Genomic DNA, 26,858 nt, shown 5'->3' with positions numbered 1-26,858 from the left:
TTCCACACAAGCCCCCTCCCACATTAGATCTCCATTGGAGGGGAGGTCTTTACAGGATGCGCACGCGCAACGAACGGCCTTTGATCTTGCCGTCGTTCAAACGCTGCAACGCCTGCTTGGCGATCCCGCGCTCCACGGCCACGAAGGCCTGGAAGTCAAAGATCGCGATCTTGCCGACCTGGGCACCCGGGATGCCGGCATCGCCGGTCAGTGCACCGAGGATGTCGCCCGGGCGAACTTTGTCTTTACGGCCGGCGGCGATGCACAGGGTGCTCATCTGTGGCAGCAGCGGGCCACCGCTTTGTGGCTTGAGGTTGTCCAGTTGGTCCCAGTTCAACGGCGATTTCTGCAACTGCTCGATGGCCTGGGCGCGGTGCGCTTCGGACGGCGCCACCAGGCTGATCGCAATCCCCGTCTCACCGGCACGGCCAGTACGGCCTACGCGGTGGATGTGGATTTCCGAATCGCGGGCCAGCTCGACGTTGATCACCATGTCCAGCGAGTCAATGTCCAGACCACGGGCGGCCACGTCGGTTGCCACCAGCACCGAGGTGCTGCGGTTGGCGAACATCGCCAGCACCTGGTCACGGTCACGCTGTTCCAGGTCGCCATGCAGGCCGACGGCGGAAATGCCCTTGGCCGTGAGGTGATCCACGGTTTCCTGCACTTGCTGCTTGGTGAAGCAGAACGCTACGCACGACGCCGGGCGGAAATGCGCGAGCACCTTGGTCACGGCGTCCATGCGCTCTTCCGGCGAGATCTCGTAGAAACGCTGCTCGATCTGGTCATCGGAGTGGAAAGCTTCGGCTTTCACTTGCTGCGGCGCGCGCATGAATTTCGAGGCCAGCTGCTTGATGCTCACCGGGTAGGTGGCCGAGAACAGCAGGGTCTGGCGGCGTGCCGGGGTCTTGCTGATGATGTCTTCGATGGCGTCGTAGAAACCCATGTCGAGCATGCGGTCGGCTTCGTCGAGGATCAGCGTGTTCAAGCCGTCCAGTACCAGCGAACCTTTGCGCAGGTGCTGCTGGATGCGGCCCGGGGTGCCGACGATGACGTGGGCGCCGTGTTCCAGGGAAGCGATCTGCGGGCCGAGGGACACGCCGCCGCACAGGGTCAGCACCTTGATGTTGTCTTCGGCGCGGGCCAGACGGCGGATCTCCTTGGCGACCTGGTCGGCCAGCTCACGCGTCGGGCACATCACCAGGGCCTGGCAGCCGAAGTAGCGCGGGTTGATCGGGTTCAACAAGCCGATACCGAAGGCGGCGGTCTTGCCGCTGCCGGTCTTGGCCTGGGCAATCAGGTCCAGCCCTTTGAGGATCACCGGCAAGCTTTGCGCCTGGATCTGCGTCATCTCGACATAACCCAGCGAGTCGAGGTTAGCCAGCATGGCGGCGGAGAGCGGCAAAGTATTAAAAGCGGTGGCGATGGTAGTCACGGGACTGGCTCTGCAAAACAAAATGTTGCGCAGTGTAGCAGCCCGCCGGGGATTTTCTCGCAAGTTCTAGACGAGGGGAGGCGGGCAGCGGCAAGTTCTCAGCGTCAAGCGTCAAGCTTGAGGCTTACAACTTGAGGCCTGCCGCTGCTTCAATGCTCGATGTCGTGCTCGCGGCTGACCACGCGCTTGCCGTCGGTGGGCGACAGTTGCAGAAAGATCGCCGCCGCCAGCATGGCCATGATGCCCACGGTGAGGAAGGTCAGTTGGAAGGCGCCGAGCACGGTGCTGACGCCATCGTTGCCTTGCTCTGCGGTAAAGCCGCCAAGCAAGGCACCGGCGCACGCCACGCCGAGGCTCAGAGACAATTGCGCCACCACCGACAGCAAACTGTTGCCGCTGCTGGCCTGTTCATCGTCGAGGTCGATCAGGGTGACGGTATTCATTGCGGTAAATTGCAGGGAGTTGATCGCCCCGAGGATCGCCAGCATGCACAGCAGCAACCAGTAGGGCGTCTGTTCACTGACCAGACCCATGCTCGCCAGCATGATGCCAAGCGCCAAGGTATTGCCGGTCAGCACCACGCGGTAACCCAGGCGTTCGATCAAGGTGCGGGCAATCGACTTGGCAAACATCGCCGCTGCCGCAAGGGGCAGCATGCTCATCCCGGCTTCCGATGGCGAGTAGCCCAGCGCCACCTGCAACAGCAGCGGTACCAGGAACGGCAAGGCGCCACTGCCCAGTCGCGCAAACAGGTTGCCGAGAATGCCCACTGCAAAAGTCCGGGTCTTGAACAGCACCGGCGAAAACAGCGGGTTATCGATATGGCCTGCGCGCAGCCAGTAAGCCGCGAGGCATGCCAGCCCGCCGAACAGCAGCAACATCACGCGCAGATGCGGCAGGTGCAGTTCGCCCAGGCCTTCCATGGCGATGGTGATCAGCACCATCGCCGCGCCAAACAGCACAAACCCCATGCTGTCGAAACGCGTGCGCTCACTGCCGCGCAGGTCGGGGATCAGTTTCCACACGGCGTAACAGCCGATCATGCCCACCGGCAGGTTGATCAAAAAAATCCAGTGCCACGTCAGGTATTGCACCATCCAGCCGCCCATGGTCGGGCCAAGCAACGGGCCGAGCAGGCCGGGGATGGTAATGAAGCCCATGATCCGCACCAGCTCGGAGCGCGGGTAAGCGCGTAGCACCACGAGGCGCCCGACCGGCAGCATCAGCGCCCCGCCCAAGCCCTGGATGACCCGCGCGCCAACCAGCATGGTCAAGCTGCTGGACAGGGCGCACAGCAGCGAACCAACGCTGAACAGCATGATCGCGCCGAAGAAGATTTTCTTGGTGCCAAAGCGGTCGGCGATCCAGCCCGAGGCCGGGATGAGCAAGGCGACGGTGAGCATGTAGGCGATCACCACCCCTTGCATGCGCAGCGGGTTTTCTGCGAGGTCCCGGGCCATGGCCGGCAGGGCTGTGTTGAGAATCGTCCCATCCAGCGACTGCATGAAGAAGGCAATCGCGACCACCCAGGGGAGCCAGCGGGCGGTCTTGGCATCGAGAGGGGCGCGATTCGGCATGGGCTACCTTTTGGTTAGCAGGCTATGTGTCGGCGATTATGCGCCATCCATTGCTCCTTTTCCCACTGGCGGTTCGTCTAAATCTGGCAATGGCGCGTGCTCCCCGACCAGGAAATCCAACAGCGCCCGGTGCACCGCCAACGCTGCCTCGCGGGACTCAAGGTCGAGCAAGTGGCCGGTGTGCTCGGCGACGGCGAACGTGCTGCGACCCACGTATTTTTTGAACAGCCGGGCCTCGGTCGCCGGGGTGTATTCATCCAGCGCGCCGTTGATGAAATGCACCGGGGTTTCGATTTGAGTGAGTGTTGGCAGGTAGTTGCCGTCGCCCAGGCCGAGCACCTGATGGATATGAAAACGTGCCTGGCGGTACTCGGTGGTCGCCATGCCTGACAGGTGCCGATGGTTATTGCGCTTGAGCCGGGGGCAGAGGTATTTGCCGACTGTCTCGTTGAGCAAGTGGCCGACGGCGGACTTGTCATCGGCTTCGATCAGCACCCGCACGCGTTCCACATAATCGAGCATTGCCTGGTTGAGGTTGGGCGCCAGGGCCATCACCACCGAGCTTTCGATGGAGGGCGGGTTGTGGGCCAGGGTCAGCAATGTAGAGATGCCGCCCCAGGAGGCCGACACCAGATGGTTGACCTGAAACCGTTCAACCAGCGCGCGCAGGATTTGTACCTCGTCGTCCTTGGTCACAAGGTCCAGGTCCGTGTTGTGCTCGCGCGAATGGCCGGAGAACGGCAGGTCGAACAGCAGCACATTGAAGTGCTCGGCCAGGCATTTGCTGGTGCGCGCAAACGAACGGGTGGTGGACAGGGCCCCATTGACCATCAGGACGGTTTTTCTTTGCGGATTGTTACCTAGCTGCTCTACGTGAACGTTGTAGTGTTTGAACAGCTTTTCTATGACAAAACTTCCATGGTCCATGTCAACGCTCCAGCTTGCCCTTTCCCGGGCAAGGTCATGCATCACGTGCGGGCACGTGGGTGGTGGCGGGGTGCCACTAACCGTTATAACGAGGTTTTTTACGGGCGACAACAGGCCGCACAGGGAGAAGTGTGAGATGGGATTTTGCGGTAGGAATGGGTTAAACGGGGGTGTCAGAAACGAACACAGAATATTGTGGGAGCTGGCTTGCCTGCGATGGCATCACTGCGGTCCTGCTGACACACCGAGTTGTCAGCATCGCAGGCAAGCCAGCTCCCACATAAGCCAGCTCCCACATAAGCCAGCTCCCACATAAGCCAGCTCCCACATAAGCCAGTTGCCACATTGGGTTTTGTATTTACAGGGTCAATGTCAGGCGTTTGACCAACGCCCCCGGCAACAGGTTGGACGCAGTATTGCGCTGGCTGTACGTACTGGCCGACAACAGCAGCTCCCGCTCAGCGGTCAGTGCTTCGAGTTGTGAACCTAGCAGGCTGTAGACGCTGTCATCAAAGCGCATGGTGCTGACCGGCGCCTTGATCTCGCCGTCTTCCACCCAGAACGTGGCGAAGCGCGTCATGCCGGTCAGGCGTGCGGCCGGCAGGTCGGAGTAGTTCAGGTACCACAGGTTGCTGATATACAACCCGGTGCCCAACTGCTTGAGGATATCGGCCTGGGCCAGGCTGCCCGCCGCCATCTGCAAGGCGCTGGGCGACTCGTCGCTGCTCGCCCCGTTGGTGCTCAGGCCGTATTCGGCGGCGCTGCGCGAGTTGATCAACTGGCCTTCTGCTGTGCCCGCGTTGATCAGCGTGACATCCGCGCGCGGGTAGCCTTCAGTGGAAAACGCCTGGCTCAGCGAGCCGCTGATCTGCTCATCGATTTTTACCAAGGGGCTCAACGACTGTTCACCCGCATACAGCTTTTGCAACGAGCTGCCTTTGCTGGCGATGGCCTGGGCGGAAAACCCGCCCCAGGTAATGATGCTGATGATTTCTTCCAGCGCCGCCGGGGCGAGGTAAGCGCGGTATTGGCCCGGGGCCAGGCTGTGCAAAGGTCGACCCAGAAACTCCAACTGCTCGCGCGCTTGCAGGAACCGCGCGGCGAACTCGGCGCTGTCCCAGGTGTGCCCGGCGTAGCTGGCTTTTACCGCTTCGCCATTGGCGTGAAACAGGCTGAAATCGAAGTTGAAGCTGTTGGCCTGATGCCAGCCGAACGCGCCGTCTGAACTGGCGAAACCACGGCTGATGGGGCCTGCGGCATAGAAACCGACCAGGTCCACGCCTTCTGCAGCCTGGCTGATGTCTTCCAGTACCTGGGCCAGTTCCGGTAGCGGGCGCAGTTGTTCGTTGTGGTTTTGCCAGGCGTTGTGATTGAGCAGCAGGTACGGGTCCTGCGGCAATAGGGGCAAGGTCTCGCGCAACTGTTGCAGGCCATTGGCGAGGCGTTGGCGGTCCAGCGCCGGCTCACCGGCCAGGGTGATAGCGAGGTCGGCATGACGGCCGTCGTGGATCAGCTTGAGGTTCAGGCTGGCCTGTTGCACCTGCCCGGCCTGGCGCACTTGCGCGTGGTTAAACCGCACGAACTCGGAGGATTCGGCAGCAAAGCCGAGGTGAAATTGTTCCTTGTCGGTGATGGCCTGCTTGAGCCAGTCCACCAGTGCCTTGAAGTTGTTCATCAGGCATCTCCCCCAAAAACGTCGACATCACTGAACACGCACGCAGGTGACGCATGGCCCACGCGGATCACTTGGTTGGGTTCGCCTTTGCCGCAGTTCGGCGTGCCCAGGACCTTGAAGGTACTGGCGTCGCCGACGGCGCTGAGCTTGCGCCAGAACTGCGCGGAAATGGCGCGGTAGTTGGGGTTCTTCACCACGCCCTTGAGTTCGCCGTTTTCGATCAACTGGCCCCACTCGCAGCCGAACTGGAATTTATTGCGCGCATCGTCGATGGACCAGGAGCGGTTGGTGCTCATCAGGATGCCGTGCTCGATACCGCTGATCAGCTCGGCCTGGGTCTTGTCGCCAGCTTCGATATTCAAGTTGGCCATGCGGTCGATCGGCGCGCGGTTCCAGCTGCAGGCGCGGCTGTTGGCGACGCCGCCCAGTCCTGAGCGAAATTGCGACAACGCGCCGCCCAATGGCTTGAGCAGCAGGCCGTCACGGATCAGGAACTGCTTGGTGGCGCGGTTGCCGTCGTCGTCATGGCTGTAGCTGGCGAGTTGTTCGGGGATGTCCGGGTCGAACGTCACGTTGAGCAAGGTCGAACCGTATTGCAGGTGGCCGAAGTCATCGGCCTTCACAAAGCTGGTGCCGGCGTAATTGCGCTCATCGCCCAGGATGCGGTCCAGTTCCAGCGGGTGGCCGATGGACTCGTGGATCTGCAGGATCATTTGGTCGGGCATCAGCAGCAGGTCGCGCGGGCCGTGGGGCGTGTTTGGCGCGAGCAGCAGTTGCAGGGCTTCGTCGGCGACCGTGCGCGCGGCGCCGACCAGGCCGAAGCGGCGAATCACGTTCGCACTGCCTTGCTGGCCAAAGTTGGTACCGCCCAGGGTGCGGGTCTGGCTGTCGTTGCCATCGAAGGCGGTGATGCTCAGGCCCGGGTAGACGAAACGCTGGGCCTGGCGCAGTTCGGCACCGGCACTGTTGAGGTAGATCTGTTCTACATGGGTGGTGCCCAGGCTGACTTCCCAACTGACCAGGCGCTCATCCTTGGGCACGGCGGCAGACTCGTCACCGAGCAGTTGGTAGCAGTCGCTTAAGGAAGGGAAGGGCTGGTCGAGGTCGGGCGACAGGTAGTCGGCGACGTCGCTGGAGACCTGCTGTGTGTGCAGGTCGAGCAGAGCGTGGGGCAAGATCCGCCGGGCTTGCTGTTCAGCACGCTCAAGGGCGGCTTGCAGGCCGGCAAGGGAGAGATCGTTGGTGGCGGCATAGGCTTCCACGCCGTTGAGACGCACGGTGAGCATGGCGCCCTCGTCGTGGTTCAGGTGTGGCGGCTCGGCGACGTTCTTGCGTACCGACAGGTATTGGCCGGATTCGCGCACGTAACGCAGCGAGAAAAATTCAGCAGTAGTGCGCAGGGCACTGAAGTGCTTTTTGAGTGTGGCGTGGTGGTCGAACATGGGGCCTTCCTTGTGGGCGGCTCATCGCGGGCAGGCAACAGAGTAGGCCTGGGGCGGGGAGCTGATCAAGGAAAGTGTAGGCGGGGGATTTGCGGAGTCGGGACGGGCCTCATCGCGGGCAAGCCCGGCTCCCACAGTTGACCGAGTTGTTCAGATGAACTCGGTCAAGTGTGGGAGCTGGCTTGCCTGCGATACAGGCACCGCGGTGTATCAGTTACTGCGCCATCGGGCCCACTTCACGCAGTGGCTTGCCACGCACCGGCGCGTCGCCTGCTACGTAGTAATCGGCAGTGCTGCGCGGCAATGGCTTGCGGCCACGGATCTTGTCGGCGATTTTCTCTGCGATCATGATCGTCGGCGCGTTCAGGTTGCCGGTGGTGATGATCGGCATGATCGACGCATCGACCACACGCAGCCCCTGCATGCCATGCACACGGCCTTCGCCGTCCACTACCGCCATCTCGTCGGTGCCCATCTTGCACGAGCAGGACGGGTGGAATGCCGTTTCGGCGTGCTCGCGGATGAACGTGTCGAGCTGCTCATCGGTTTGCACTTCAATACCCGGGCTGATTTCGCGGCCACGGTATTGGTCGAGAGCCGGTTGCTGCATGATTTCCCGGGTCAGGCGGATGCCGTCGCGGAATTCCTGCCAGTCCTGCTCGGTGGCCATGTAGTTGAAGAGGATGCTCGGGTAGTCCCGTGGGTTCTTCGACTTCAATTGCACGCGGCCACGGCTTGGCGAACGCATGGAGCCCATGTGCGCCTGGAAACCGTGCTCTTTCACACCGTTGCTGCCGTTGTAGTTAATCGCGACCGGCAGGAAGTGGTACTGGATGTTCGGCCAATCGAATTCTTCACGGGTACGGATAAAACCGCCCGCTTCGAACTGGTTGCTGGCGCCGATGCCAGTGCCGTTGAACAGCCACTCGGCACCGATGGCCGGTTGGTTGTACCAGAGCAGCGACGGGTACAGCGACACCGGTTGGGTGCACGCATATTGCAGGTAGAGCTCAAGGTGGTCCTGCAGGTTTTCGCCGACGCCTGGCAGGTCGTGGACCACCGGGATGTCGAGGCTTTCCAGCAGTTTGGCCGGGCCCACACCGGAGCGTTGCAGCAATTGCGGCGACGCGATCGCACCGCTGCACACCAGCACTTCTTTGCGCGCGCGGGCTTCAACGCGCTCTTCAGCGGCGCCGATCAAGTAACGCACGCCAACGGCGCGCTTGCCTTCGAACAAGACTTTGTCGGTGAGGGCGTGGGTGACGATGGTCAGGGTCGAACGCTTTTTAGCCGTGTCCAGGTAACCGCGCGCGGTGCTGGCGCGACGGCCGTTTGGCGTGACGGTACGGTCCATCGGGCCGAAGCCTTCTTGCTGGTAGCCGTTCAAGTCTTCAGTGCGCGGGTAACCAGCCTGTACGCCTGCTTCAACCATCGCGTGGAACAGCGGGTTGTTGCCGGCTTTTGGCGTGGTCACGCTGACCGGACCGTCGCCACCGTGGTAGTCGTTGGGGCCGATGTCCCGAGTTTCAGCTTTTCTGAAATAGGGCAGGCAGTCCAGGTACGTCCAGTTTTCAAGCCCTGGAAGTTTTGCCCAGTTGTCGTAGTCCATGGCGTTACCACGGATGTAGCACATGCCGTTGATCAGGGAAGAGCCACCCAGGCCCTTGCCGCGCCCGCATTCCATCCGGCGACCGTCCATGTGTGGCTCTGGATCGGTTTCGTAGGCCCAGTTGTAGCGACGGCCTTGCAGCGGGAACGCCAGGGCGGCCGGCATTTGGGTGCGGAAGTCGAAGCGGTAGTCAGGGCCGCCGGCTTCCAGCAGCAAAACGGTGACGCCTTCGTCTTCGGTCAGACGGGTGGCAAGGGTGTTGCCTGCTGATCCTGCGCCAACAATGATGTAGTCGTATTCTTGAGTCATGGGGTCTCCTTGAGAGCGGCAAGCTCCAAGCTTCAAGCTGCAAGAGAAAGCAGCGAGCGGTTATCTGGGAGGCGCGGCAAACCAAGCTGCTTTTACTTGCAGCTTGATGCTTGCCGCTAGTGGCTCATCAGAACACTGAGGCGTAGTCGCCCAGCTCAACCTGTACCGATTTGATGCGGGTGAAGTTGTTCAGCGAGCTGATGCCGTTCTCACGGCCAACACCCGACTGCTTGTAGCCACCGACTGGCATCTTGGCGTCGGACTCGCCCCAGGCGTTGATCCAGCAGATACCGGCTTCCAGTTGATGAATCACGCGGTGAGCGCGGTTCAGGTCTTTGGTGACCAGGCCGGCAGCCAGGCCGAAGTCGGTGTCGTTGGCGCGGCGGATCACTTCTTCTTCGGTCTCGTAAGTGAGAATGCTCATCACCGGGCCGAAGATTTCTTCACGGACGATGGTCATTTCGTCGGTGCAGTCGGTGAACACGGTCGGAGCCACGAAGGCGCCTTTGGCGAATTCGCCAGCGGTCAGACGGTCGCCGCCGCACAGTACGCGGGCGCCTTCTTCCTTACCTTTGGCGATGTAGCCGAGCACGCTTTCCATGTGGGCGAAGCTGACCAGCGGGCCGAAGTTGGTGTTCTCGTCTTGCGGGTTGCCGACGCGAATGCGCGCCACACGCTCAACGATCTTGGCTTCGAAGGCTGCTTGCAGGTGCTTGGGCACGAATACGCGAGTGCCGTTGGTGCAGACCTGACCGGAGCTGTAGAAGTTGGCCATCATCGCGATGTCGGCCGCGCGATCCAGGTCGGCGTCTTCGAACACGATCAGCGGGGACTTGCCACCCAGTTCCATGGTCACTTCTTTCAGCGAGGAGCTGGAAGCGCTGGCCATGACTTTTTTGCCGGTGTCGGTGCCGCCGGTGAACGAGACTTTCTCGATGCGTGGGTGCTCGGTCAGCCAGGTGCCGACTTCACGGCCGCTGCCGGTCAACACGTTGAACACGCCTGCAGGAACGCCTGCTTCGGTGTAGATCTCGGCCAGTTTCAGGGTGGTCAGCGAGGTGACTTCGCTTGGCTTGAAGATCATCGCGTTACCCGCGGCCAGGGCCGGTGCGGATTTCCACAGGGCGATCTGGATCGGGTAGTTCCACGCGCCGATACCAGCGACCACGCCCAGCGGCTCGCGGCGGGTATAGACGAAGGAGGTATCGCGCAGCGGGATCTGCTCGCCTTCGATGGCCGGCACCAGGCCTGCGTAGTATTCCAGCACGTCAGCGCCGGTGACGATGTCGACGTATTGGGTTTCGGAGAAGGCTTTACCGGTGTCCAGGGTTTCCAGGGCGGCCAGCTCATCGTTGCGCTCGCGCAGGATGTCGACGGCACGGCGCAGGATGCGCGAACGCTCCATGGCGGTCATGGCGGCCCAGATTTTCTGGCCTTTTTCAGCGCTGACCACGGCACGTTCAACGTCGTCTTTGGTAGCACGTTGCACTTGGGCGAGAACTTCACCGTTAGCCGGGTTGATGGCTTCGAAAGTGGCATCGCTGCCAGCGTCGCTGTAGCCGCCGTCAATGTAGAGTTTTTGCAGTTCGAAACGGGCCATAAAGTCCTCGCAAGTGCATAAGTGGTTGGCGTTACCCGCCGAAAGTGGGCCATGGGGTTCTGGCAACACTGAGTGGCGGACGTTCAGGGGTTGAGCGGTTATGTGTGCTCTAACTCACCTGCTTGGCCAATTGGAAATCCATGTATTCGTAAGCGATCCGTTGCGCCTGCTCCGTGTCGAAAGCGTCTCCCGACAGGGCGCCGCGCAGCCACAAACCGTCGATCAGGGCCGCCAGGCCTCTGGCTGCTTTGCGTGCGTGCGGCAGCGGTAGCACTCGGCGGAACTGGCAGCACAGGTTGGAATACAGACGTTGATCGTTGATCCGCTGCAACCTGTGCAATGACGGGTGATGCATGCTGGTGGCCCAGAAGGCCAGCCAGGTTTTCATTGCCGGGCCGTTGACCTGGCTGGCGTCGAAGTTGCCCTCGATGATCACCCGAAGGTGCGCCCGTGGGCTGTCGTCCTTCAGCGCAAGCCTGCGTTCGTGGACGTTCTCGATCAGCACATTCATCAAGTACCGCATCGTTGCGGCGATCAGGCCGTTCTTGTCCTGAAAGTAGTGACTGATGATGCCGTTCGAGACGCCGGCCAAACGGGCGATCAGCGCAATGCTGGCATCTCCCATCCCGACCTGATCGATGGCCGTCAAGGTGGCTTCGATCAACTGCTGGCGGCGTATGGGTTGCATACCGACCTTGGGCATGTAGCACCTCTCCTTAGGCCTGCCGGTGGGCGATAAACGTCCGTCGGCTTGAAGGCCAGTCTATTTTGTTTTGATTGAACGTTCAATCAACAAAGAATAAGATCTGCGACAAATGGTCGCTCCCTACAGATATTTCCTACCTGTGAGCAGCAGCCTCTGACACCTGCAAAAATCCTTGAAACCGGCCATATCAGGGCCTGCCACCGCTTCGGCGGGGCTCAAGAATTTTCGGGGTGTCTTTATAACACCCGTCCGTCGACTGCCGAAAAATCGATGTCCCGGGATAACCGTTGCCTTGTGTTTCTCTCTCGCACTGCCTGGAGCATCTGCGCCATGAGTTCTGCCTCTCTTATAAAGACCCCGCCGGAAAAGGTACGGGTCAACGGTTGGGTGTTCTACACCTCCACCGCGCTGATTCTGTTGTTGACCGCCATTCTGATCATCGCCCCGCAGGAGGCCGGGCGCATGCTTGGCGTAGCGCAAGCCTGGCTTTCGAAAAGCTTCGGCTGGTACTACATGGTGGTCATCGCCGCTTACCTGGTGTTTGTGGTCGGCCTGGCGTTTTCGTCCTACGGCAAGTTGAAACTGGGCAGCAAGGATGACACCCCGGACTTCAGCTACGGCGCCTGGGCCGGCATGTTGTTCTCGTCGGGTATCGGCATCTCGCTGCTGTACTTCGGCGCCTCGGAGCCGTTGGACCACTACTTCAACCCGCCCGAAGGCGCGGCCGCCAGCAATGGCGCGGCACGCCAGGCGCTGCAACTGACGTTCCTGCACTGGGGCCTGCACGGCTGGGCGATCTATGCGTTGGTCGGCCTGGCCGTGGCGTATTTCGCCTACCGTCATAACCAGCCGCTGGCCTTGCGTTCGGCGCTGTACCCGCTGGTGGGCGAGCGCTGGGTGAAGGGCGCAGCCGGCCACGCGGTGGACGGTTTTGGTATGTTCGTGACCCTGTTGGGCCTGGTGACGAACCTGGGGATTGGTGCGATGCAAGTGTCGTCCGGGTTGGAAAACCTGTTCGGCATGGCGCACAGCAACACCAACCTGCTGATCGTGATTATTGTGATGAGCACCGTGGCGACCATCGCTGCCGTGTCGGGTGTGGAAAACGGCATTCGCCGCCTGTCCAACCTCAACATCGTACTGTTCAGTGGTTTGCTGATTTTTGTGCTGCTGTTCGGCCCGACCCTGCATTTGCTCAACGGCTTGGTGCAGAACACCGGTGACTACCTCAACGGTATCGTGCTGAAAACCTTCGACCTCTATGTGTACGAAGGCGATGCCGACAAAACCGAACGCTGGATGGGCCTGTGGACCCTGTTCTACTGGGCCTGGTGGATTTCCTGGGCGCCATTCGTGGGCATGTTCATCGCGCGTATTTCCCGTGGTCGCACGGTGCGTGAACTGGTGGCCGGCGTGCTGCTGATCCCGCTGGGCTTCACCCTGGCGTGGTTGTCGATTTTCGGTAACTCGGCGCTGGACCTGGTGCTGAACCACGGTGCGGTGGAGTTGGGCAAGACGGCGCTGGAACAACCGTCGATGGCCATCTACCAATTGCTGGAGCATTACCCGGCGTCGAAAATCGTCATCGGTGTGTCGATCTTTGTTGGCTTTGTGCTGTTCCTGACCCCGGCGGACTCCGGCGCGGTGATGATGGCCAACCTTTCCTGCAAAGGCGGCAATGTGGATGAAGATGCGCCGCACTGGCTGCGGATTTTCTGGTCGGCGGTGATTACGCTGGTGACCATCGGCCTGCTGTTTGCTGGCAACTTCGAAGCCATGCAGACCATGGTCGTGCTGGCGGGGCTGCCGTTCTCGGTGGTGCTGATTTTGTTTATGTTCGGTTTGCACAAGGCGATGCGCCAGGACGTGGCGATGGAGCAGGAGCAGGCACAGTTGGCTGAGCGTGGTCGTCGTGGTTTCAGCGAGCGCCTGACCGCACTGGACCTGCAGCCGAGCCAGGGCACTGTGCAGCGTTTTATGGACAAACATGTGACGCCGGCGCTGGAAGAAGCGGCGACTGCGTTGCGTGATCAAGGGCTGGAAGTGCAGACCCTGCTGGGCAAGTCCAAGCGCTGCATTGGTGTGCGCATCGAGATGGAGGAGGGCAACCCGTTTGTCTACGAAGTGAGCCTGGATGCTTATTCGTCGGCACCGAGCGACTTGCCCGAGGAAGAGCGTACGCGTTACTACCGGGCCGAGGTTTACCTGCACAATGGGCCTCAGGAATACGACCTGATGGGCTTTGCCCAGGAACAAATCACCCGGGACGTGCTCGATCAGTTTGAAAGCCATCGGCAGCTCCTTGGCCGTGTCTATAGCTGATGGTTGAGCGCAGCGGCGCCTTCACTGGTGCCGCTTTTTTTATGTGTAAACACAGACCAATGTGGGAGCTGGCTTGCCTGCGATAGCGGTAGTGAATTCACCATCGGCATCGCAGGCAAGCCAGCTCCCACATTGACCCAGTTTCTCCAGTAGGGTTTATGGTGTTGCCTCAGCCTCAGCCCAGGTTCTTGCCGAGCAGGGCGTGATACAGCTCGCTGTCCCCCAAGATCCCCACCACCTGGTTGTTGTTGTGCAACACCAGCTTGTTCCCGGTGTGGTAACGAATCTGCAACGCATCGCGCATGCCGATATTCGAATCCACCAGCGTTGGCACCCGGCCCAACCCTTCAACCGCTTGCCCCGGTACCCAGTTCTGCAAGTTCAGCACCGCGCCATTCTGGCGTGCGCCCTTGATGGTGTTGCCTTCCGCCAAGTCCAGCCACGAGTCGCCGCCCGGGTCCAAACACACCGAACCGTTGATGCGTTTGCAGTTGTCCAGGGTGCGCATCAGGCTGCGACCGCACAGTACGTTCAGCGGGTTGGTATGGGCGACGAAGGTGCGCACATAGTCGTCCGCCGGGTTCAGCACGATCTCTTCCGGCACGCTGTACTGGATGATCTTGCCGTCTTTCATGATGGCGATGCGGCTGCCCAGCTTAAGTGCTTCATCCAGGTCGTGACTCACGAACACGATGGTCTTGCTCAGCTTGCGTTGCAGCTCCAGCAGTTCATCTTGCAGGCCTTGGCGAATCAGTGGGTCGAGGGCGGAGAAGGGTTCGTCCATCAGCAGGATATCGGCGTCCATCGCCAACGCGCGGGCCAGGCCGACACGCTGCTGCATGCCGCCGGACAACTCGTCAGGCTTCTTGTTGCGCCATTGGGCCAGGCCCACCAGTTCCAGCTTGTCATCCACCAGCTTGCGCCGTTCCTTCTCTGGGCGGCCCTGCATTTCCAGACCGAAGCTGATGTTCTCGCGCACCGTCAGCCACGGCATCAGGGCGAACTTCTGGAACACCATGGCGATGCGCTTGGTGCGCATCATTTTGAGCTCGGCAGGTGTGCACGAAGCGATGTCGATCTGGCGGCCTTCATGTTCGACAAACAGCTTGCCGCGGCTCACGGTGTTGAGGCCGTTGATGCAGCGCAGCAAGCTCGACTTGCCTGAGCCCGACAGGCCCATCAGCACGCAGATCTCGCCTTTCTCAATGTCCAGGCTGGCTTTTTCAACGCCGACAATCTGCCCGGTTTTTTTCAGGATCTCGTTGCGGTGCATGCCCTGGTCGAGCAGCTTGAGGGCTTCGCGCGGGTCTTTGGAGAAGATCACATCGACATTGTCGAATCGGATAATGCTCATGCATCACCCCCTACTTTGGCGTCGGGTTGTTTGCAGATGCGGTCGAGCATGATGGCCAGCAATACGATTGCCAGGCCGGCTTCAAAGCCCAGGGCAATGTCGGCGGTGTTCAGTGCGTTGACCACCGGCTTGCCGAGGCCGTCGGCGCCCACCAGGGCCGCGATCACCACCATCGACAACGACAGCATGATGCATTGGGTAATGCCGGCGGCAATGCTCGGCATGGCGTGGGGCAGTTCAATGCGTGAGAGCAACTGACGGCGCGAGCAGCCAAAGGCTTTACCGGCGTCCATCAACTCTTGTGGCACATCGCGGATACCCAGGTAAGTCAGGCGGATAGGCGCGGCAATCGCGAACACCACCGTGGAAATCAGACCGGGCACCACACCCAGCCCGAAGAGGGTCAGGGTAGGGATGAGGTAGACGAAGGTCGGCACGGTCTGCATCAGATCGAGTACCGGCCGCATCATGGTGTAGAACAGCGGTTTGTGCGCGGCAACAATGCCCAGCGGCACACCGATGACCACGCAGACCAGGGTGGCGAACAGCACCTGCGCGAGGGTTTCCATGGTTTCCTGCCAGTACCCGAGGTTCAGGATCAGCAGGAAGGAGGCGATGACAAAAACCGTCAGGCCCCATTTGCGTTGAATAAAGTGAGCGAGTAGCGCAATCAGACCGATCAATGCCAGCGGATTGAACCAGGTCAGCGCAAACGTCACGCCGTGGATCATCGTTTCCAGTGTCGATGCGATTGCGTCGAAGTAGTTGGCACCATGTTTGGTCAACCATTCGACGAAGGCAGCGATGTACTGGCCTAGTGGGATTTTCTGTTCAGTCAGCATGGTAGTGAATGTCCACATGCGAAGGGGAAAAACATCCCGGGCCAGCGTACCGGCCCGGGGTCAGCACTTACTTGGCGAGATACGCTTTTACTGCCTCCAGACCTGGTTTGCCATCGACGGTGGTCACACCGGCGAGCCAGGTGTCGAGTACGGCGGGGTTCTTCTTCAGCCAGGCCTTGGCCGCGGCGTCAGGCTTCATTTTGTCGTCCAGGACGTTACCCATCAGCGAGCTTTCCATGTCCAGGGTGAACGACAGGTTTTTCAGCAATTGGCCAACGTTGCTGCATTCCTGGGTGTAGCCCTTGCGAACGTTGGTGTAGATGGTGGCCTGGCCGTAGTTGGGGCCGAACGAATCGTCACCCCCGGTCAGGTACTTGATCTTGAAGCGGGTGTTCATCGGGTGCGGTTCCCAGCCGAGGAACACAATGGCCTGGCCACGTTTGGTGGCGCGTTCCACCTGGGAGAGCATCCCGGCTTCGCTGGATTCCACGACCTTGAAGCCTGCGTCTTTCAAGCCGAACTGGTTCTTGTCGATGACGGTCTGGATGGTGCGGTTGCCGTCGTTACCCGGTTCGATACCGTAGATCTTGCCGCCCAGCTCGTCCTTGAATTTGGCGATATCGGCGAAGTCTTTCAGGCCTTTGTTGTACAGCTCCTCGGGCACCGCCAGGGTGTACTTGGCGTTCTCAAGGTTGGCGCGCACGGTTTCCACGGTGCCGGCATCACGGTACTGCTTGATGTCGTTTTCCATGGTCGGCATCCAGTTGCCGAGGAAGATGTCCATGTTCTTGCCGTCGGCCAGGGACTTGTAGGTCACCGGCACCGAAATCATCGTGGTGCGTGGCTTGTAGCCCAGGCCCTTGAGGATTTCGCTGGTGGTCGCGGTAGTGACGGTGATGTCGGTCCAGCCGACATCGGAGAAGTTGACGGTCTGACATTGTGCCGGTTCTGCAGCGTTCGCCAGGACTGGCAGACTCAGCATGGCGGCCAACAACAACGAGGGTGAACCTTTCATCGGGGTAGACTCCTGTGTCTTTTTTCTGGCGGCATTCGCCGCGCTTTATAAGTGTTGCGGTTGGGGCGTGCGATGAAGCGCAGGCACGGTGCCTTGCAAACGAGTCGAGACTGATCATGTACCAGTGAAAATCTGACGCCTACAGGGGGCGTCGTATCCAGTACAGGGATGGTCGTATCCAGTGTCGGTGACGTCGCTTACAGATTTTTCCAAAGGCAAAACTGCAGTTTTTACCGATCTGCACCGCTAAAAACGGCCAAAACGCCTGATCGCACGGGTGCGACGCTAGTGAGCATGGGTGCGTCGGTGTGAGACGCCGTGAGGACCGCCAAAAGCTTGATGATGCGGCCATCTGGGCGATCTGAGCGTAGCACCTCGTTCAAGCCTGGCCGTGCTTATCGAGGAGTTCTACCGCAATGGCTATCAGCGTTTTCGACCTGTTCAAGATCGGCATTGGGCCTTCCAGTTCTCACACCGTCGGCCCCATGCGTGCCGCGGCGTTGTTCGTCCAGGCATTACGTGAACGTGAATTGTTGGAACAAGTCAGGCGCGTCGAAGTTCAGCTGTATGGCTCGTTGTCGGCCACCGGCATCGGCCACGGCAGCGACACCGCCACCCTCATGGGCCTGATGGGCGAGTGGCCGGACGCAATCGACCCGTCGCAAATCGGCCTGCGCATTCACACCCTGCGCGAGACCGACACGCTCTTGCTCGATGGGCATTTGCCAGTGCCTTTCATGTGGGCGCGGGACATGCGCCTGCTCGACGAAAACCTCCCGTTCCATCCCAACGGCATGACGCTGGTGGTGTTCGGTGAAGACGGCGAACTGCACCGCGATACTTACTATTCAGTCGGTGGCGGTTTTGTGGTGGACGAAGCCCAGGCGCAAAGCGGTGTGGCCGACATGGACCGCACCGAACTGCCCTATGATTTTTCCAGTGCGGTGGAACTGTTGCAGCTGTGCAAAACCCATAACCTGCGCGTGGCCGAGTTGATGCTGGCTAACGAAAAGGTCTGGCGCTCCGAAGAAGAAATCCGCAGTGGCCTGATGAAACTCTGGCGGGCCATGCAGGATTGCGTGGAGCAGGGCCTCAAGCACGAAGGCATCTTGCCCGGTGGCCTGAATGTGCGTCGTCGCGCCGCCAAATTGCACCGCAGCCTGCAGGAGCTGGGCAAGCCGAATGTGATTGGCTCGACCTTGAGCGCCATGGAGTGGGTCAATCTGTTCGCCCTGGCGGTCAATGAAGAAAACGCAGCGGGTGGGCGCATGGTCACCGCGCCGACTAATGGTGCGGCGGGGATTATTCCGGCGGTGCTGCACTACTTTATGAAGTTCAGCGAAGAGGTAACGGAAGCCAACGTCGTCGACTACCTGCTGGGTGCGGCGGCGGTGGGTATTTTGTGCAAGAAAAACGCTTCGATCTCGGGGGCTGAAGTCGGCTGCCAGGGCGAAGTCGGTTCGGCGTGCGCCATGGCCGCCGCCGGGCTGGCCGAGATCCTCGGCGCCACGCCGGAGCAGGTGTGCAATGCCGCCGAAATCGGCCTGGAACACAACCTCGGCCTGACGTGCGACCCAGTGGGCGGGCTGGTGCAAGTGCCGTGCATCGAGCGTAATGCGATTGCGGCGGTGAAAGCGATCAACGCGGCGCAAATGGCGCTGCGCGGAGATGGCCAGCACTTTATCTCCCTGGACCGCGTGATCCGCACCATGCGCGATACCGGGGCGGATATGCATGACAAGTACAAGGAAACCTCGCGCGGTGGGTTGGCGGTGAGTGCGGTGGAGTGTTGAGACCGAGTCGCCTGCATCGCAGGCAAGCCAGCTCCCACCTTTGAATGTATTCACAGATCAAAATGTGGGAGCGGGCTTGCCCGCGATGGCGGTAGCTCAGGCAACACTGCTCAAAAAGTGAACACCCGGATACAAAAGCGCCACCTTTTAGCGCGTCGCAAACAGATAAGTAGCTCCCAAACGATTTCCCGCCCCGCCACCCGTCACCTGTGCGTGCGGTGACAGACTTTTCCCACGCCCTCAAAGCGCCTTCCCACAAGTGCTACCGAACTGCTCACACCCCTTGAGCAAGGCTGCTCCTGCGTCCTTTTCGGGGCATATCCCGCACTTCCTGCGCGGGCTTATATAGACACGTCATCAGGTCGTTTTCAGGAGTTATTGAATGCCCATTCAATTTTAGGCATGGCATTTGCTCTATCAAATCAAAGCCTCTCTCTGCACAAGAGCAGAGCGCAATAACAAGAGCCTCGCCTGAGGCCATCACCCGCTTTGTGTGAGGAGATACCGCGATGACGTCGTTCAACTCCGGGGCTCAACCCCAGAACCGTGCGCCTCAATCCATCGGCTTTTTGCTGCTGGACAATTTCACGCTGATTTCCCTGGCGTCGGCTGTGGAACCACTGCGCATGGCCAACCAGTTGTCCGGCCGCGAGCTGTATCGCTGGACAACCCTGAGTGTCGACGGCAACCAGGTCTGGGCCAGCGACGGTCTGCAAATCACCCCCGATGCCTCCATGCACAAAGCCCCGGCCCTGGACACTGTCATTGTGTGCGGCGGCGTGGGTATCCAGCGCACCGTCACCCGTGAGCACGTGTCGTGGCTGCAAAGCCAGGCGCGCCAGTCGCGTCGTCTCGGCGCCGTGTGCACGGGCAGTTGGGCCCTGGCTTGCGCCGGTTTGCTCGACGGTTTTGATTGCAGCGTGCACTGGGAATGCCTGGCGTCGATGCAGGAAGCTTTCCCCCGCGTGGCCATGAGCACACGCCTGTTTACCCTCGACCGCAACCGTTTCACCAGCTCGGGCGGCACCGCGCCGCTGGACATGATGCTGCACCTGATCAGCCGCGACCACGGCCGTGAATTGTCGGCCGCCATCTCCGAGATGTTTGTGTACGAACGCATCCGCAACGAACAGGATCACCAGCGCGTGCCGCTCAAGCACATGCTCGGCACCAACCAGCCAAAGCTTCAGGAAATTGTTGCGCTGATGGAAGCTAACCTGGAAGAGCCGATCGACCTGGACGAGCTGGCGGTGTACGTCGCTGTGTCCCGTCGGCAGCTGGAGCGGCTGTTCCAGAAATACCTGCATTGCTCGCCATCACGCTACTACCTCAAGTTGCGCCTGATCCGTGCGCGGCAATTGCTCAAGCAAACGCCGATGTCGATCATCGAAGTGGCCTCGGTGTGCGGGTTTGTGTCCACGCCGCACTTCTCCAAGTGCTACCGCGAATACTTCGGCATCCCGCCACGGGATGAGCGCGTAGGTTCCAACACCGCCCAGCAAGTGGCGATGATGCCGATTCCGCAGGCGCTGGTGTTGTCACCGTTGTCGGGGCCGATGTCGGCGTTGAGTCAGGCGCGTAATGAGTCGACGTTTGCCAGTGTAAGGCTCTAGACCGAGTCGCCTGCGATAGCGATCTATCAGGCGCCAGAGCTCTGTTTGAACTGCACCAAAGCCGGCAATAACTGCTTGTCGATTGCTTGCCTCACTGCCGGCAAAATCGTCGCGCTGCCGGTGTACATCTGTTCCACCATGCCCTTGAGCGCTTTGGCCCGTGCGGCACTCAAACCGCGTACCGCACACTCGCAGGCCTGCTCGGCGGTGGCACCGCTGGACACTTCAAAACCCAGCGAGCGCAGCTGGCTCAGCAGGTCATGCTGGTCAATCAAATCCGCGTGCATCATGACGTTTATCCTGGTGTAGGGAACGGGGATTGACCTGGATTCTGGTAGGCCCTCGGCCGGTCGGCAAGGGCAGAATCAACGAATGGCTCAGATGGCTATGAACAGGTCGTTTTCGGGTCATTTACCGACGCAAGTAATAGGCACACTGACTGCCAGGCAAGCAGCTTGAAGGTTTGGTCACCCTCGGGATGTCACGCTCACGCATTGCACTCTGCCCCGATCCAGTCACGGCTGGTTCGGGGCTTTTTTTACCTGGGATTTGCAGTGACTGCACTGGCCTCTTCGCGAGCAAGCCCGCTCCCACACTTGACCGAGTTTTATCTTTGAAATGCCGGCACGTGTGGGCGCTGGCTTGCCTGCGATGGCCGCGCTGTGGTCTACCGCTGCAACACCAGAATCCGCGAGAGCAACTCATCCCGGTCGACATAGCAACCCTGGAAATGCCGCGCGCCGGAGGCCGGGTCGAACGCGTTGCGCGCATGCAACGTGCGGCGGTTATCAAAGCACCACAACTCACCCGGATTCAAACGTTTGACCAAACGAAAACGCTCTTCCCGCGTCATCGCAATAAAGCGCCGATACGCGCGATACAGCAACGGCATCTGCTCCACCGGCGCCTCAAACGGCCCCCGTAGAAAGTTAGCCATGCGAATCTCCGCGACATCCCCCAAGGCATCCAGCGCAATGATCGGCGCCAGGCGGCGATAGTCGCTGTGACGGTCTTTATTGCGAAACTCCACCGGGATTTCACACAGGGCACGAAACGCCTCGGGGTCTTCCGTGCGCAGCGCCGTGGCGATAGCAAACCCGTCCACAAAAATACTCTCGCCACCGGTGGCATCGTTCACCAGGCAATGCAGGAATTGCAGCCCCGGTTGCAGCTCCCGCGTCGGTAAGTCGCTGTGCAGCGGCAGGTTGAACGCGGTATAGGCATTGCTGTCGGCATCGGCCTTGGATTGCACGTTGAACAGCACGCCGAAGTTGCTCTCGCGAATAAAGGAAATGCGCTTGGCGACCAGCGCCAGAGAGCCGGGTTCGGTAGGCACACCACGGATTTGCGTAAGGCCTGAATCACGCAAGGCCAGCAACCATTGCAGCAAGACCTTGGGGTCTTCCATCACTGCGGCGTAGTCGAACACCGGCAGCGTAAACCGCTGATCCCACAGCGTGGATTGGGGTTTTGCCGCACGGCGTTCAGCGCGCGACTCATCGTCATAGGCGTGCGCCCGCAGCCAGCCGGGAGCGTACCGGCTGAGATGGCCGCCGCTCCATTCCACCTGCAGAAAACCTTCGTCAATGCAGGCACTGACAGCGCTGAGGTGTTCATCCACATCGACAATTTCCAGCACCTGCTCGCGGGTCACGCTGTACACGCATTCGGCGCAGGGGCAGTTGTCCCGCAGCCACTGATGATGAAACGGGCTCAGCCGCCCATCGGCCCATTGCACACGAATCTGATCGTCCAGCACTTGCGCCTCGGCGAGGTCACTGATCAGCGGGTAAGTACGAAAATCGGCAACAGCGGCGGCGGTTTGCATGGTGGCTCCTTATTGTTTTCCGGGTGGCAGTCCAATCACCCGACCGAGGAGGGCAGGCCGTGGCAAGTCGGCCTGCTCAGCGCTGATGGCGATGATTTTTTCCAGGGTGGCCTCGGTGAACGGCGCCGAATGCGGGCCGGCGAGATCGACGTGCAGCAACATCTGTTCATTGCCCGCCAGTTCCTTCTCACCGCCCACCAGGTGCAGGCTGTGATAGAGGTGCAGGCGCTTGGCATCGTGGGCGATGAGCTGGGTGTGCACCTCCACTTCGGCACCGAGTTTTACCTCGTGCAGATAGTTGAGGTGCAGCTCCAGGGTGAACAGCGAGTGGCCGCTGGCTTCGCGGTTTTCGCTGTCCAGACCCAAGGTGTCCATCAGTGCGTCGGTGGCGTAACTGAAAATCAGCAGGTAGAACGCGTCGCGCAGGTGGCCGTTGTAGTCCACCCAGTCGGGGAGGATTTTCGTGGTGTAGGTAGTCAGTGCAGGCATGGCGTGTAATCCGAAAATGTACTCGGTCAAAAATGTGGGAGCTGGCTTGCCTGCGATAGCGGTTGTGAGCCCTACACCGCTATCGCAGGCAAGCCAGCTCCCACAGAGAATCAACAGCGGTTACTCAGCGAAGCTCATACCGTGTTTGGCTTTGGTGGTTTTTACCGCTTCAAGCACCGCCAACAGGCAATCATCACGATAGCGCTCCAGCGCCGAAATGCTGTGCTTGCCCAACTGTTCACTGGTGCCATCCACCACATCGTCAATCAACTTGTCGGTCAATTCCGGCGCGGGCAAGTACGTCCACGGCAACTGCAGCGCCGGGCCGAACTGTGCCATGAAGTGCCGCATGCCGGCATCGCCACCTGCGAGGGTGTAAGTCAGGAAGGTGCCCATGAACGACCAGCGCAAACCGGCGCCAAAACGGATCGCGTCGTCGATCTCGCCCGTCGTCGCCACGCCGTCATTCACCAGGTGCAACGCTTCACGCCACAGCGCTTCGAGCAGGCGGTCAGCGATAAAACCCGGGACTTCCTTGCGCACATGCAAAGGGCGCATGCCGAGGGATTCGTACACCTTGATCGCCGCTTGAACAGCCTCCGGTGCCGTGTGCTTGCCACCCACCACTTCTACCAGCGGCAGCAGGTAAACCGGGTTGAACGGGTGACCGACCACGCAGCGTTCCGGGTGGGTCGAGCCCTCGTAGAACTCACTCGGCAACAGGCCTGAAGTGCTCGAGCCAATCAACGCATTCGGCTTGGCCGCCGCGCTGATCTTGCTGTGCAGTTCCAGTTTCAGCTCCAGTCGCTCCGGGGCGCTTTCCTGGATGAAGTCCGCGTCTTTTACGCATGCTTCGATGGTCGCGACGAAACGCAAGCGGTCCTGGGATGCACCCGGTGCCAGGCCTTGTTTCTCCAGCGCGCCCCAGGCATTGGCGACACGCTTGCGCAGGGCTGCCTCAGCGCCGGGCGCCGGGTCCCAGGCGACCACGTCCAGGCCGTGGGCCAGGGCGCGGGACACCCAACCGCTGCCGATAACGCCGCTGCCGAGGGCGGCGAAGGTTTTGATCTCAGTGATAAAGCGCATGGCAATTTCCTAAAGTATTCGCACATTCTGTTTTGGCAACCCGTTCAAAGTGTGGGAGCGGGCTTGCTCGCGAATGCGCTGTGTCAGTTGAGGCATTCGGTGGCTGATTCGCCGCCTTCGCGAGCAAGCCCGCTCCCACATTTGATTCGGTTTCGGCAGGGGAGCCTGTTGCGTGTCTAGCCGCGTTTGGTCAGGCCCATCTTCACGCGGCCTTCCGCCGGGGTCATGACCCGTGCGCCGAGGCGGCTGAGGATTTCACTGGCGCGTTCCACCAGTTGGCCATTGGTGGCGAGCACGCCTTTGTCCAGCCACAGGTTGTCTTCCAGGCCGACCCGCACGTTGCCGCCCAGCAGCACGGCTTGCGCCGCCATCGGCATTTGCATGCGGCCGATCCCGAAGCCAGCCCACACCGCATCGGCGGGCAGGTTGTCGACCATGGCTTTCATGGTGGTGGTGTCGGCCGGCGCGCCCCATGGGATGCCCAGGCACAGCTGGAACAACGGGTTGTCGAGCAGGCCTTCCTTGATCATCTGCTTGGCGAACCACAGGTGCCCGGTGTCGAAAATTTCCAGCTCGGCTTTTACGCCCAGCGCTTGAATACGCTTGGCGCCGGCACGCAGTTGCGCGGGGGTGGACACGTAAATGGTGTCGCCATCGCCGAAGTTCAGGGTGCCGCAGTCCAGGGTGCAGATTTCCGGCAGCAGCGCCTCGACGTGCGCCAGGCGGGTCAGCGGGCCGACCAGGTCGGTGGTGGGGCCGAATTCCATCGGGTTCTCGCCGCCGCCGATTTCCAGGTCGCCGCCCATGCCGGCGGTGAGGTTGACGATGATGTCGATGTCGGCCTCACGAATGCGCTCCATCACTTCGCGGTACAGGGCGACGTCGCGGCTGAACTTGCCGGTCTGCGGGTCACGCACGTGGCAATGCACGACAGTCGCACCGGCCTTGGCGGCTTCCACGGCGGCGGCGGCGATTTGTTTGGGGGTGACCGGCACATGTGGGCTTCTGGCGGTCGTGTCGCCAGCACCGGTGAGTGCGCAGGTGATGATGACGTCGTGGTTCATGAGGCAGGTTCCTTACAGGCGGGCGTAGTAATGCCGTTCGCAGCCAGGCGCGGCTGCGACACGGTGATTCGAATCAGGTTATTGGCTGCTCAATTGCAGGTTGGCGGCGGCCGGTTTGCCGTCGAAGGTCGTCACCCCTTCGAGCCAGCGCTGCTGGTCTTGCGGGTGATCCTTGAGCCACTGCCTGGCGGACTCGAGAGCGTCCTTGTGATCCAGCAACGGCTGCATCATTCGGCTCTCGTCGGCGGCGGTGAAGGTCAGGTTGGTCAGCAGCTTGTGGATGTTGGGGCACTGTTCGGCGTAGGTCGGCGAAGTGACGCTCCACACGGTGGCCATGCCTTCGTTCGGGCCCAGGGCGTCGTCGCTGCCGGTGAGGTAAGTCATCGCGACGTTGACGTTCATCGGGTGCGGTGCCCAGCCGAAGAACACCACGGCTTCCTTGCGGCGCACGGCGCGGTCCACGGCGGCGAGCATGCCGGCTTCACTGGACTCCACCAGCTGGAACTTGCCCAGGCCGAACTGGTTCTTGGCAATCATCGCCTTGATCTGGGTGTTGGCACCCGAGCCCGGCTCGATGCCGTAGATCTTGCCGCCCAGTTCTTTCTCGAACTTGGCGATGTCGGCGAAGGTTTTCAGGCCCTTGTCTGCCAGGTAGGTTGGCACCGCCAGGGTCGCGCGGGCGTCTTGCAGGCTCGGTTTTTCAAGGACCTTGACCTGCTTGGCGTCGACGAACGGGGTGATGGTCTGGGTCATCAGCGGGTTCCAGTAACCCAGGAACAAGTCCAGGCGCTGGTCGCGGATGCCGGCGAAGATGATTTGCTGGGAGGCGCTGGTTTGTTTGGTCTTGTAGCCGAGGCTGTCGAGCAACACTTGGGTCATGGCGCTGGTGGCGATTACGTCGGTCCAGTTCACCACGCCCATGCGCACGTTCTGGCAAGAAGCCGCATCGGCTGCCATGACGTTGGTGCTAAAAATGGCGCTGGCGCTGAGTGCGAGCACGCAGCGGCTGATCAGTCGGTTCATGGTGGTTCCCTCGGCAGGTTGTTATTGTGGGTTCCGGCGTCTTTGTGCGCCGTGGGGGTCACGTTACGCAGCTTGCGGGGCGACAAAACGCACGGCGGCGACCAGCTCTTGCACTGCAGCGACCTGCCCCCTTGAATGGCCGATTGAACTGGCGTATCACAGTGACCACGCTGTCCGTCCTACGAGAGCGCTCCATGTCCCAGGATTTCTACTTTCTGCTGATGCCGGGCTTCTCTGCCATCGGCTTTATTTCTGCGATCGAACCGCTGCGGGTGGCCAATCGTTTTCGCGGCGAGCTGTATCGCTGGCACGTATTGAGCGCCGACGGCGGCGCGGTGCTGGCGAGCAATGGCATGTCGGTCAACGCCGACGCTGCGCTGGAACCGTTGAAAAAGGGCGCGACCCTGCTGGTGGTGGCCGGGTTCGAGCCACTGCAGTTCGCCACGCCGGCACTGGAACACTGGCTGCGCCGCCTCGATCACGATGGCGTCACGCTCGGCGCCATCGACACCGGCGCCTGCGTGCTCGCCGAAGCAGGCCTGCTCGACGGCCACCGGCTCACCTTGCACTGGGAAGCCATCGACGCCTTCAAGGAATCTTACCCACAGCTCACCGTGACCCAGGAGCTGTTCGAGATCGACCGTCGCCGCATCACCTGCGCTGGCGGCACAGCGTCCATCGACTTGATGCTCGACCTGATCGCCCAGGCTCACGGGCCGGACCTGGCGATCCAGGTGTCCGAGCAATTCGTGCTCGGCCGCATCCGCCCACGCAAAGACCACCAACGCATGCAGATCGCCACGCGCTACGGCATCAACAACAAGAAGTTGGTGCAGGTGATTGGCGAGATGGAACAACACACCGAACCGCCGCTGAGCACCTTGGCGCTGGCGGAGGCAATCAAAGTGACGCGGCGGCAGCTGGAGCGGCTGTTTCGCCTGCACTTGAACGACACACCGAGCAACTTCTATTTGGGCTTACGCCTGGAAAAAGCCCGGCAACTGCTGCGCCAGAGCGATATGAGCGTGCTGGAGGTGAGTATTGCGTGCGGGTTTGAGTCGCCGTCCTATTTCACGCGTAGCTATCGGGCGCGGTTTGCCAAGTGTCCGAGGGAGGATCGGCGACGGGAGGTGGTTTGACAGGCAATTA

At 60.9% G+C, this 26,858-nt stretch carries 21 protein-coding genes; 4 read left to right on the top strand and 17 right to left on the bottom strand.

Annotation, left to right across the window (positions count from 1 at the left end):
* Nucleotides 1–49 precede the first annotated feature (49 nt).
* From dbpA to betI, 8 genes are all read right to left on the bottom strand, one after another.
* On the bottom strand, nt 50–1,387 hold the full coding sequence (gene dbpA, locus ACI77D_RS07110) for an ATP-dependent RNA helicase DbpA (protein ID WP_237140927.1): 1,338 nt from the start codon (nt 1,385–1,387) through the stop codon (nt 50–52).
* A gap of 197 nt (nt 1,388–1,584) precedes the next feature.
* Nucleotides 1,585–3,012: a multidrug transporter subunit MdtD gene (gene mdtD, locus ACI77D_RS07105; protein WP_064454478.1), complete on the bottom strand. Its 1,428-nt coding sequence runs from the start codon at nt 3,010–3,012 to the stop codon at nt 1,585–1,587.
* Between the two features lie 36 nt (nt 3,013–3,048).
* Entirely contained in the window at nt 3,049–3,939 is an 891-nt protein-coding gene (locus tag ACI77D_RS07100) for an alpha/beta fold hydrolase (protein ID WP_221295806.1), read from the bottom strand.
* 358 nt (nt 3,940–4,297) lie between these two features.
* Nucleotides 4,298–5,614, bottom strand: a complete 1,317-nt coding sequence (locus tag ACI77D_RS07095) for a TldD/PmbA family protein (RefSeq protein WP_407016304.1) — start codon at nt 5,612–5,614, stop codon at nt 4,298–4,300.
* The gene (locus tag ACI77D_RS07090; protein WP_407016303.1) at nt 5,614–7,056 is read right to left on the bottom strand and encodes a TldD/PmbA family protein; all 1,443 of its coding nucleotides are present in this window, start codon (nt 7,054–7,056) and stop codon (nt 5,614–5,616) included. Before ACI77D_RS07090 ends, ACI77D_RS07095 begins: the two co-directional genes overlap by 1 nt.
* Before the next feature lie 214 nt (nt 7,057–7,270).
* Complete coding sequence (gene betA / locus ACI77D_RS07085; RefSeq protein ID WP_407016302.1) at nt 7,271–8,974, bottom strand: choline dehydrogenase; 1,704 nt, start codon at nt 8,972–8,974, stop codon at nt 7,271–7,273.
* Nucleotides 8,975–9,101: 127 nt separating this feature from the next.
* Complete coding sequence (gene betB / locus ACI77D_RS07080) at nt 9,102–10,574, bottom strand: betaine-aldehyde dehydrogenase (protein WP_064454473.1); 1,473 nt, start codon at nt 10,572–10,574, stop codon at nt 9,102–9,104.
* Nucleotides 10,575–10,683: 109 nt separating this feature from the next.
* Nucleotides 10,684–11,277 (bottom strand): transcriptional regulator BetI, encoded by a 594-nt coding sequence (gene betI / locus ACI77D_RS07075; RefSeq protein WP_010207128.1) that lies wholly within the window; start codon nt 11,275–11,277, stop codon nt 10,684–10,686.
* A 390-nt stretch (nt 11,278–11,667) separates the two neighbouring features.
* On the opposite strand from betI, the gene ACI77D_RS07070 reads away from it, so the two are divergent.
* Nucleotides 11,668–13,602 carry a BCCT family transporter gene (locus tag ACI77D_RS07070; RefSeq protein WP_407016407.1) on the top strand — a complete coding sequence of 645 codons (1,935 nt, stop codon included), beginning with the start codon at nt 11,668–11,670 and terminating at the stop codon, nt 13,600–13,602.
* 175 nt (nt 13,603–13,777) lie between these two features.
* Here the strand turns inward: ACI77D_RS07070 and choV are convergent, their stop codons facing one another.
* The 3 genes from choV to ACI77D_RS07055 form a co-directional block, all read right to left on the bottom strand.
* The gene (choV, locus tag ACI77D_RS07065) at nt 13,778–14,956 is read right to left on the bottom strand and encodes a choline ABC transporter ATP-binding protein (protein ID WP_064454471.1); all 1,179 of its coding nucleotides are present in this window, start codon (nt 14,954–14,956) and stop codon (nt 13,778–13,780) included.
* A complete protein-coding gene (choW, locus tag ACI77D_RS07060; RefSeq protein ID WP_017139374.1) occupies nt 14,953–15,798 on the bottom strand; it encodes a choline ABC transporter permease subunit in 846 nt (281 codons plus the stop codon). The genes choV and choW overlap by 4 nt, the downstream gene beginning before the upstream one ends.
* 67 nt (nt 15,799–15,865) lie before the next feature.
* Nucleotides 15,866–16,813: a choline ABC transporter substrate-binding protein gene (locus tag ACI77D_RS07055; RefSeq protein WP_064454470.1), complete on the bottom strand. Its 948-nt coding sequence runs from the start codon at nt 16,811–16,813 to the stop codon at nt 15,866–15,868.
* 416 nt (nt 16,814–17,229) lie between these two features.
* Between ACI77D_RS07055 and ACI77D_RS07050 the strand changes: the two genes are divergently transcribed.
* Complete coding sequence (locus tag ACI77D_RS07050; protein WP_064454469.1) at nt 17,230–18,606, top strand: L-serine ammonia-lyase; 1,377 nt, start codon at nt 17,230–17,232, stop codon at nt 18,604–18,606.
* Nucleotides 18,607–19,115: 509 nt separating this feature from the next.
* A complete protein-coding gene (locus ACI77D_RS07045) occupies nt 19,116–20,219 on the top strand; it encodes a GlxA family transcriptional regulator (RefSeq protein WP_049711185.1) in 1,104 nt (367 codons plus the stop codon).
* A 26-nt stretch (nt 20,220–20,245) separates the two neighbouring features.
* On the opposite strand, the gene ACI77D_RS07040 is transcribed toward ACI77D_RS07045, so the two are convergent.
* The 6 genes from ACI77D_RS07040 to ACI77D_RS07015 all read right to left on the bottom strand — a co-directional run bounded on the left by ACI77D_RS07040 (nt 20,246) and on the right by ACI77D_RS07015 (nt 25,709).
* Nucleotides 20,246–20,509 (bottom strand): hypothetical protein, encoded by a 264-nt coding sequence (locus ACI77D_RS07040; RefSeq protein ID WP_110620216.1) that lies wholly within the window; start codon nt 20,507–20,509, stop codon nt 20,246–20,248.
* Nucleotides 20,510–20,886: 377 nt separating this feature from the next.
* Nucleotides 20,887–22,047, bottom strand: coding sequence for a gamma-butyrobetaine dioxygenase (locus tag ACI77D_RS07035; RefSeq protein ID WP_407016301.1), 1,161 nt, complete (start codon nt 22,045–22,047; stop codon nt 20,887–20,889).
* 9 nt (nt 22,048–22,056) lie between these two features.
* A complete protein-coding gene (locus tag ACI77D_RS07030) occupies nt 22,057–22,536 on the bottom strand; it encodes a thioesterase family protein (protein WP_407016300.1) in 480 nt (159 codons plus the stop codon).
* A gap of 120 nt (nt 22,537–22,656) precedes the next feature.
* Nucleotides 22,657–23,622, bottom strand: coding sequence for an L-carnitine dehydrogenase (locus ACI77D_RS07025; protein WP_064454466.1), 966 nt, complete (start codon nt 23,620–23,622; stop codon nt 22,657–22,659).
* A gap of 176 nt (nt 23,623–23,798) precedes the next feature.
* Nucleotides 23,799–24,686 (bottom strand): 3-keto-5-aminohexanoate cleavage protein, encoded by an 888-nt coding sequence (locus tag ACI77D_RS07020; protein WP_407016299.1) that lies wholly within the window; start codon nt 24,684–24,686, stop codon nt 23,799–23,801.
* 78 nt (nt 24,687–24,764) lie between these two features.
* Entirely contained in the window at nt 24,765–25,709 is a 945-nt protein-coding gene (locus tag ACI77D_RS07015) for a choline ABC transporter substrate-binding protein (protein WP_407016298.1), read from the bottom strand.
* Between the two features lie 194 nt (nt 25,710–25,903).
* On the opposite strand from ACI77D_RS07015, the gene ACI77D_RS07010 reads away from it, so the two are divergent.
* A complete protein-coding gene (locus ACI77D_RS07010; RefSeq protein ID WP_221295797.1) occupies nt 25,904–26,848 on the top strand; it encodes a GlxA family transcriptional regulator in 945 nt (314 codons plus the stop codon).
* Nucleotides 26,849–26,858 lie beyond the last annotated feature (10 nt).

Source organism: Pseudomonas sp. O39 (assembly GCF_045447295.1).
Classification (GTDB): domain Bacteria; phylum Pseudomonadota; class Gammaproteobacteria; order Pseudomonadales; family Pseudomonadaceae; genus Aquipseudomonas; species Aquipseudomonas antarctica_A.
This window is presented reverse-complemented; position numbering and strand designations above follow the sequence as displayed.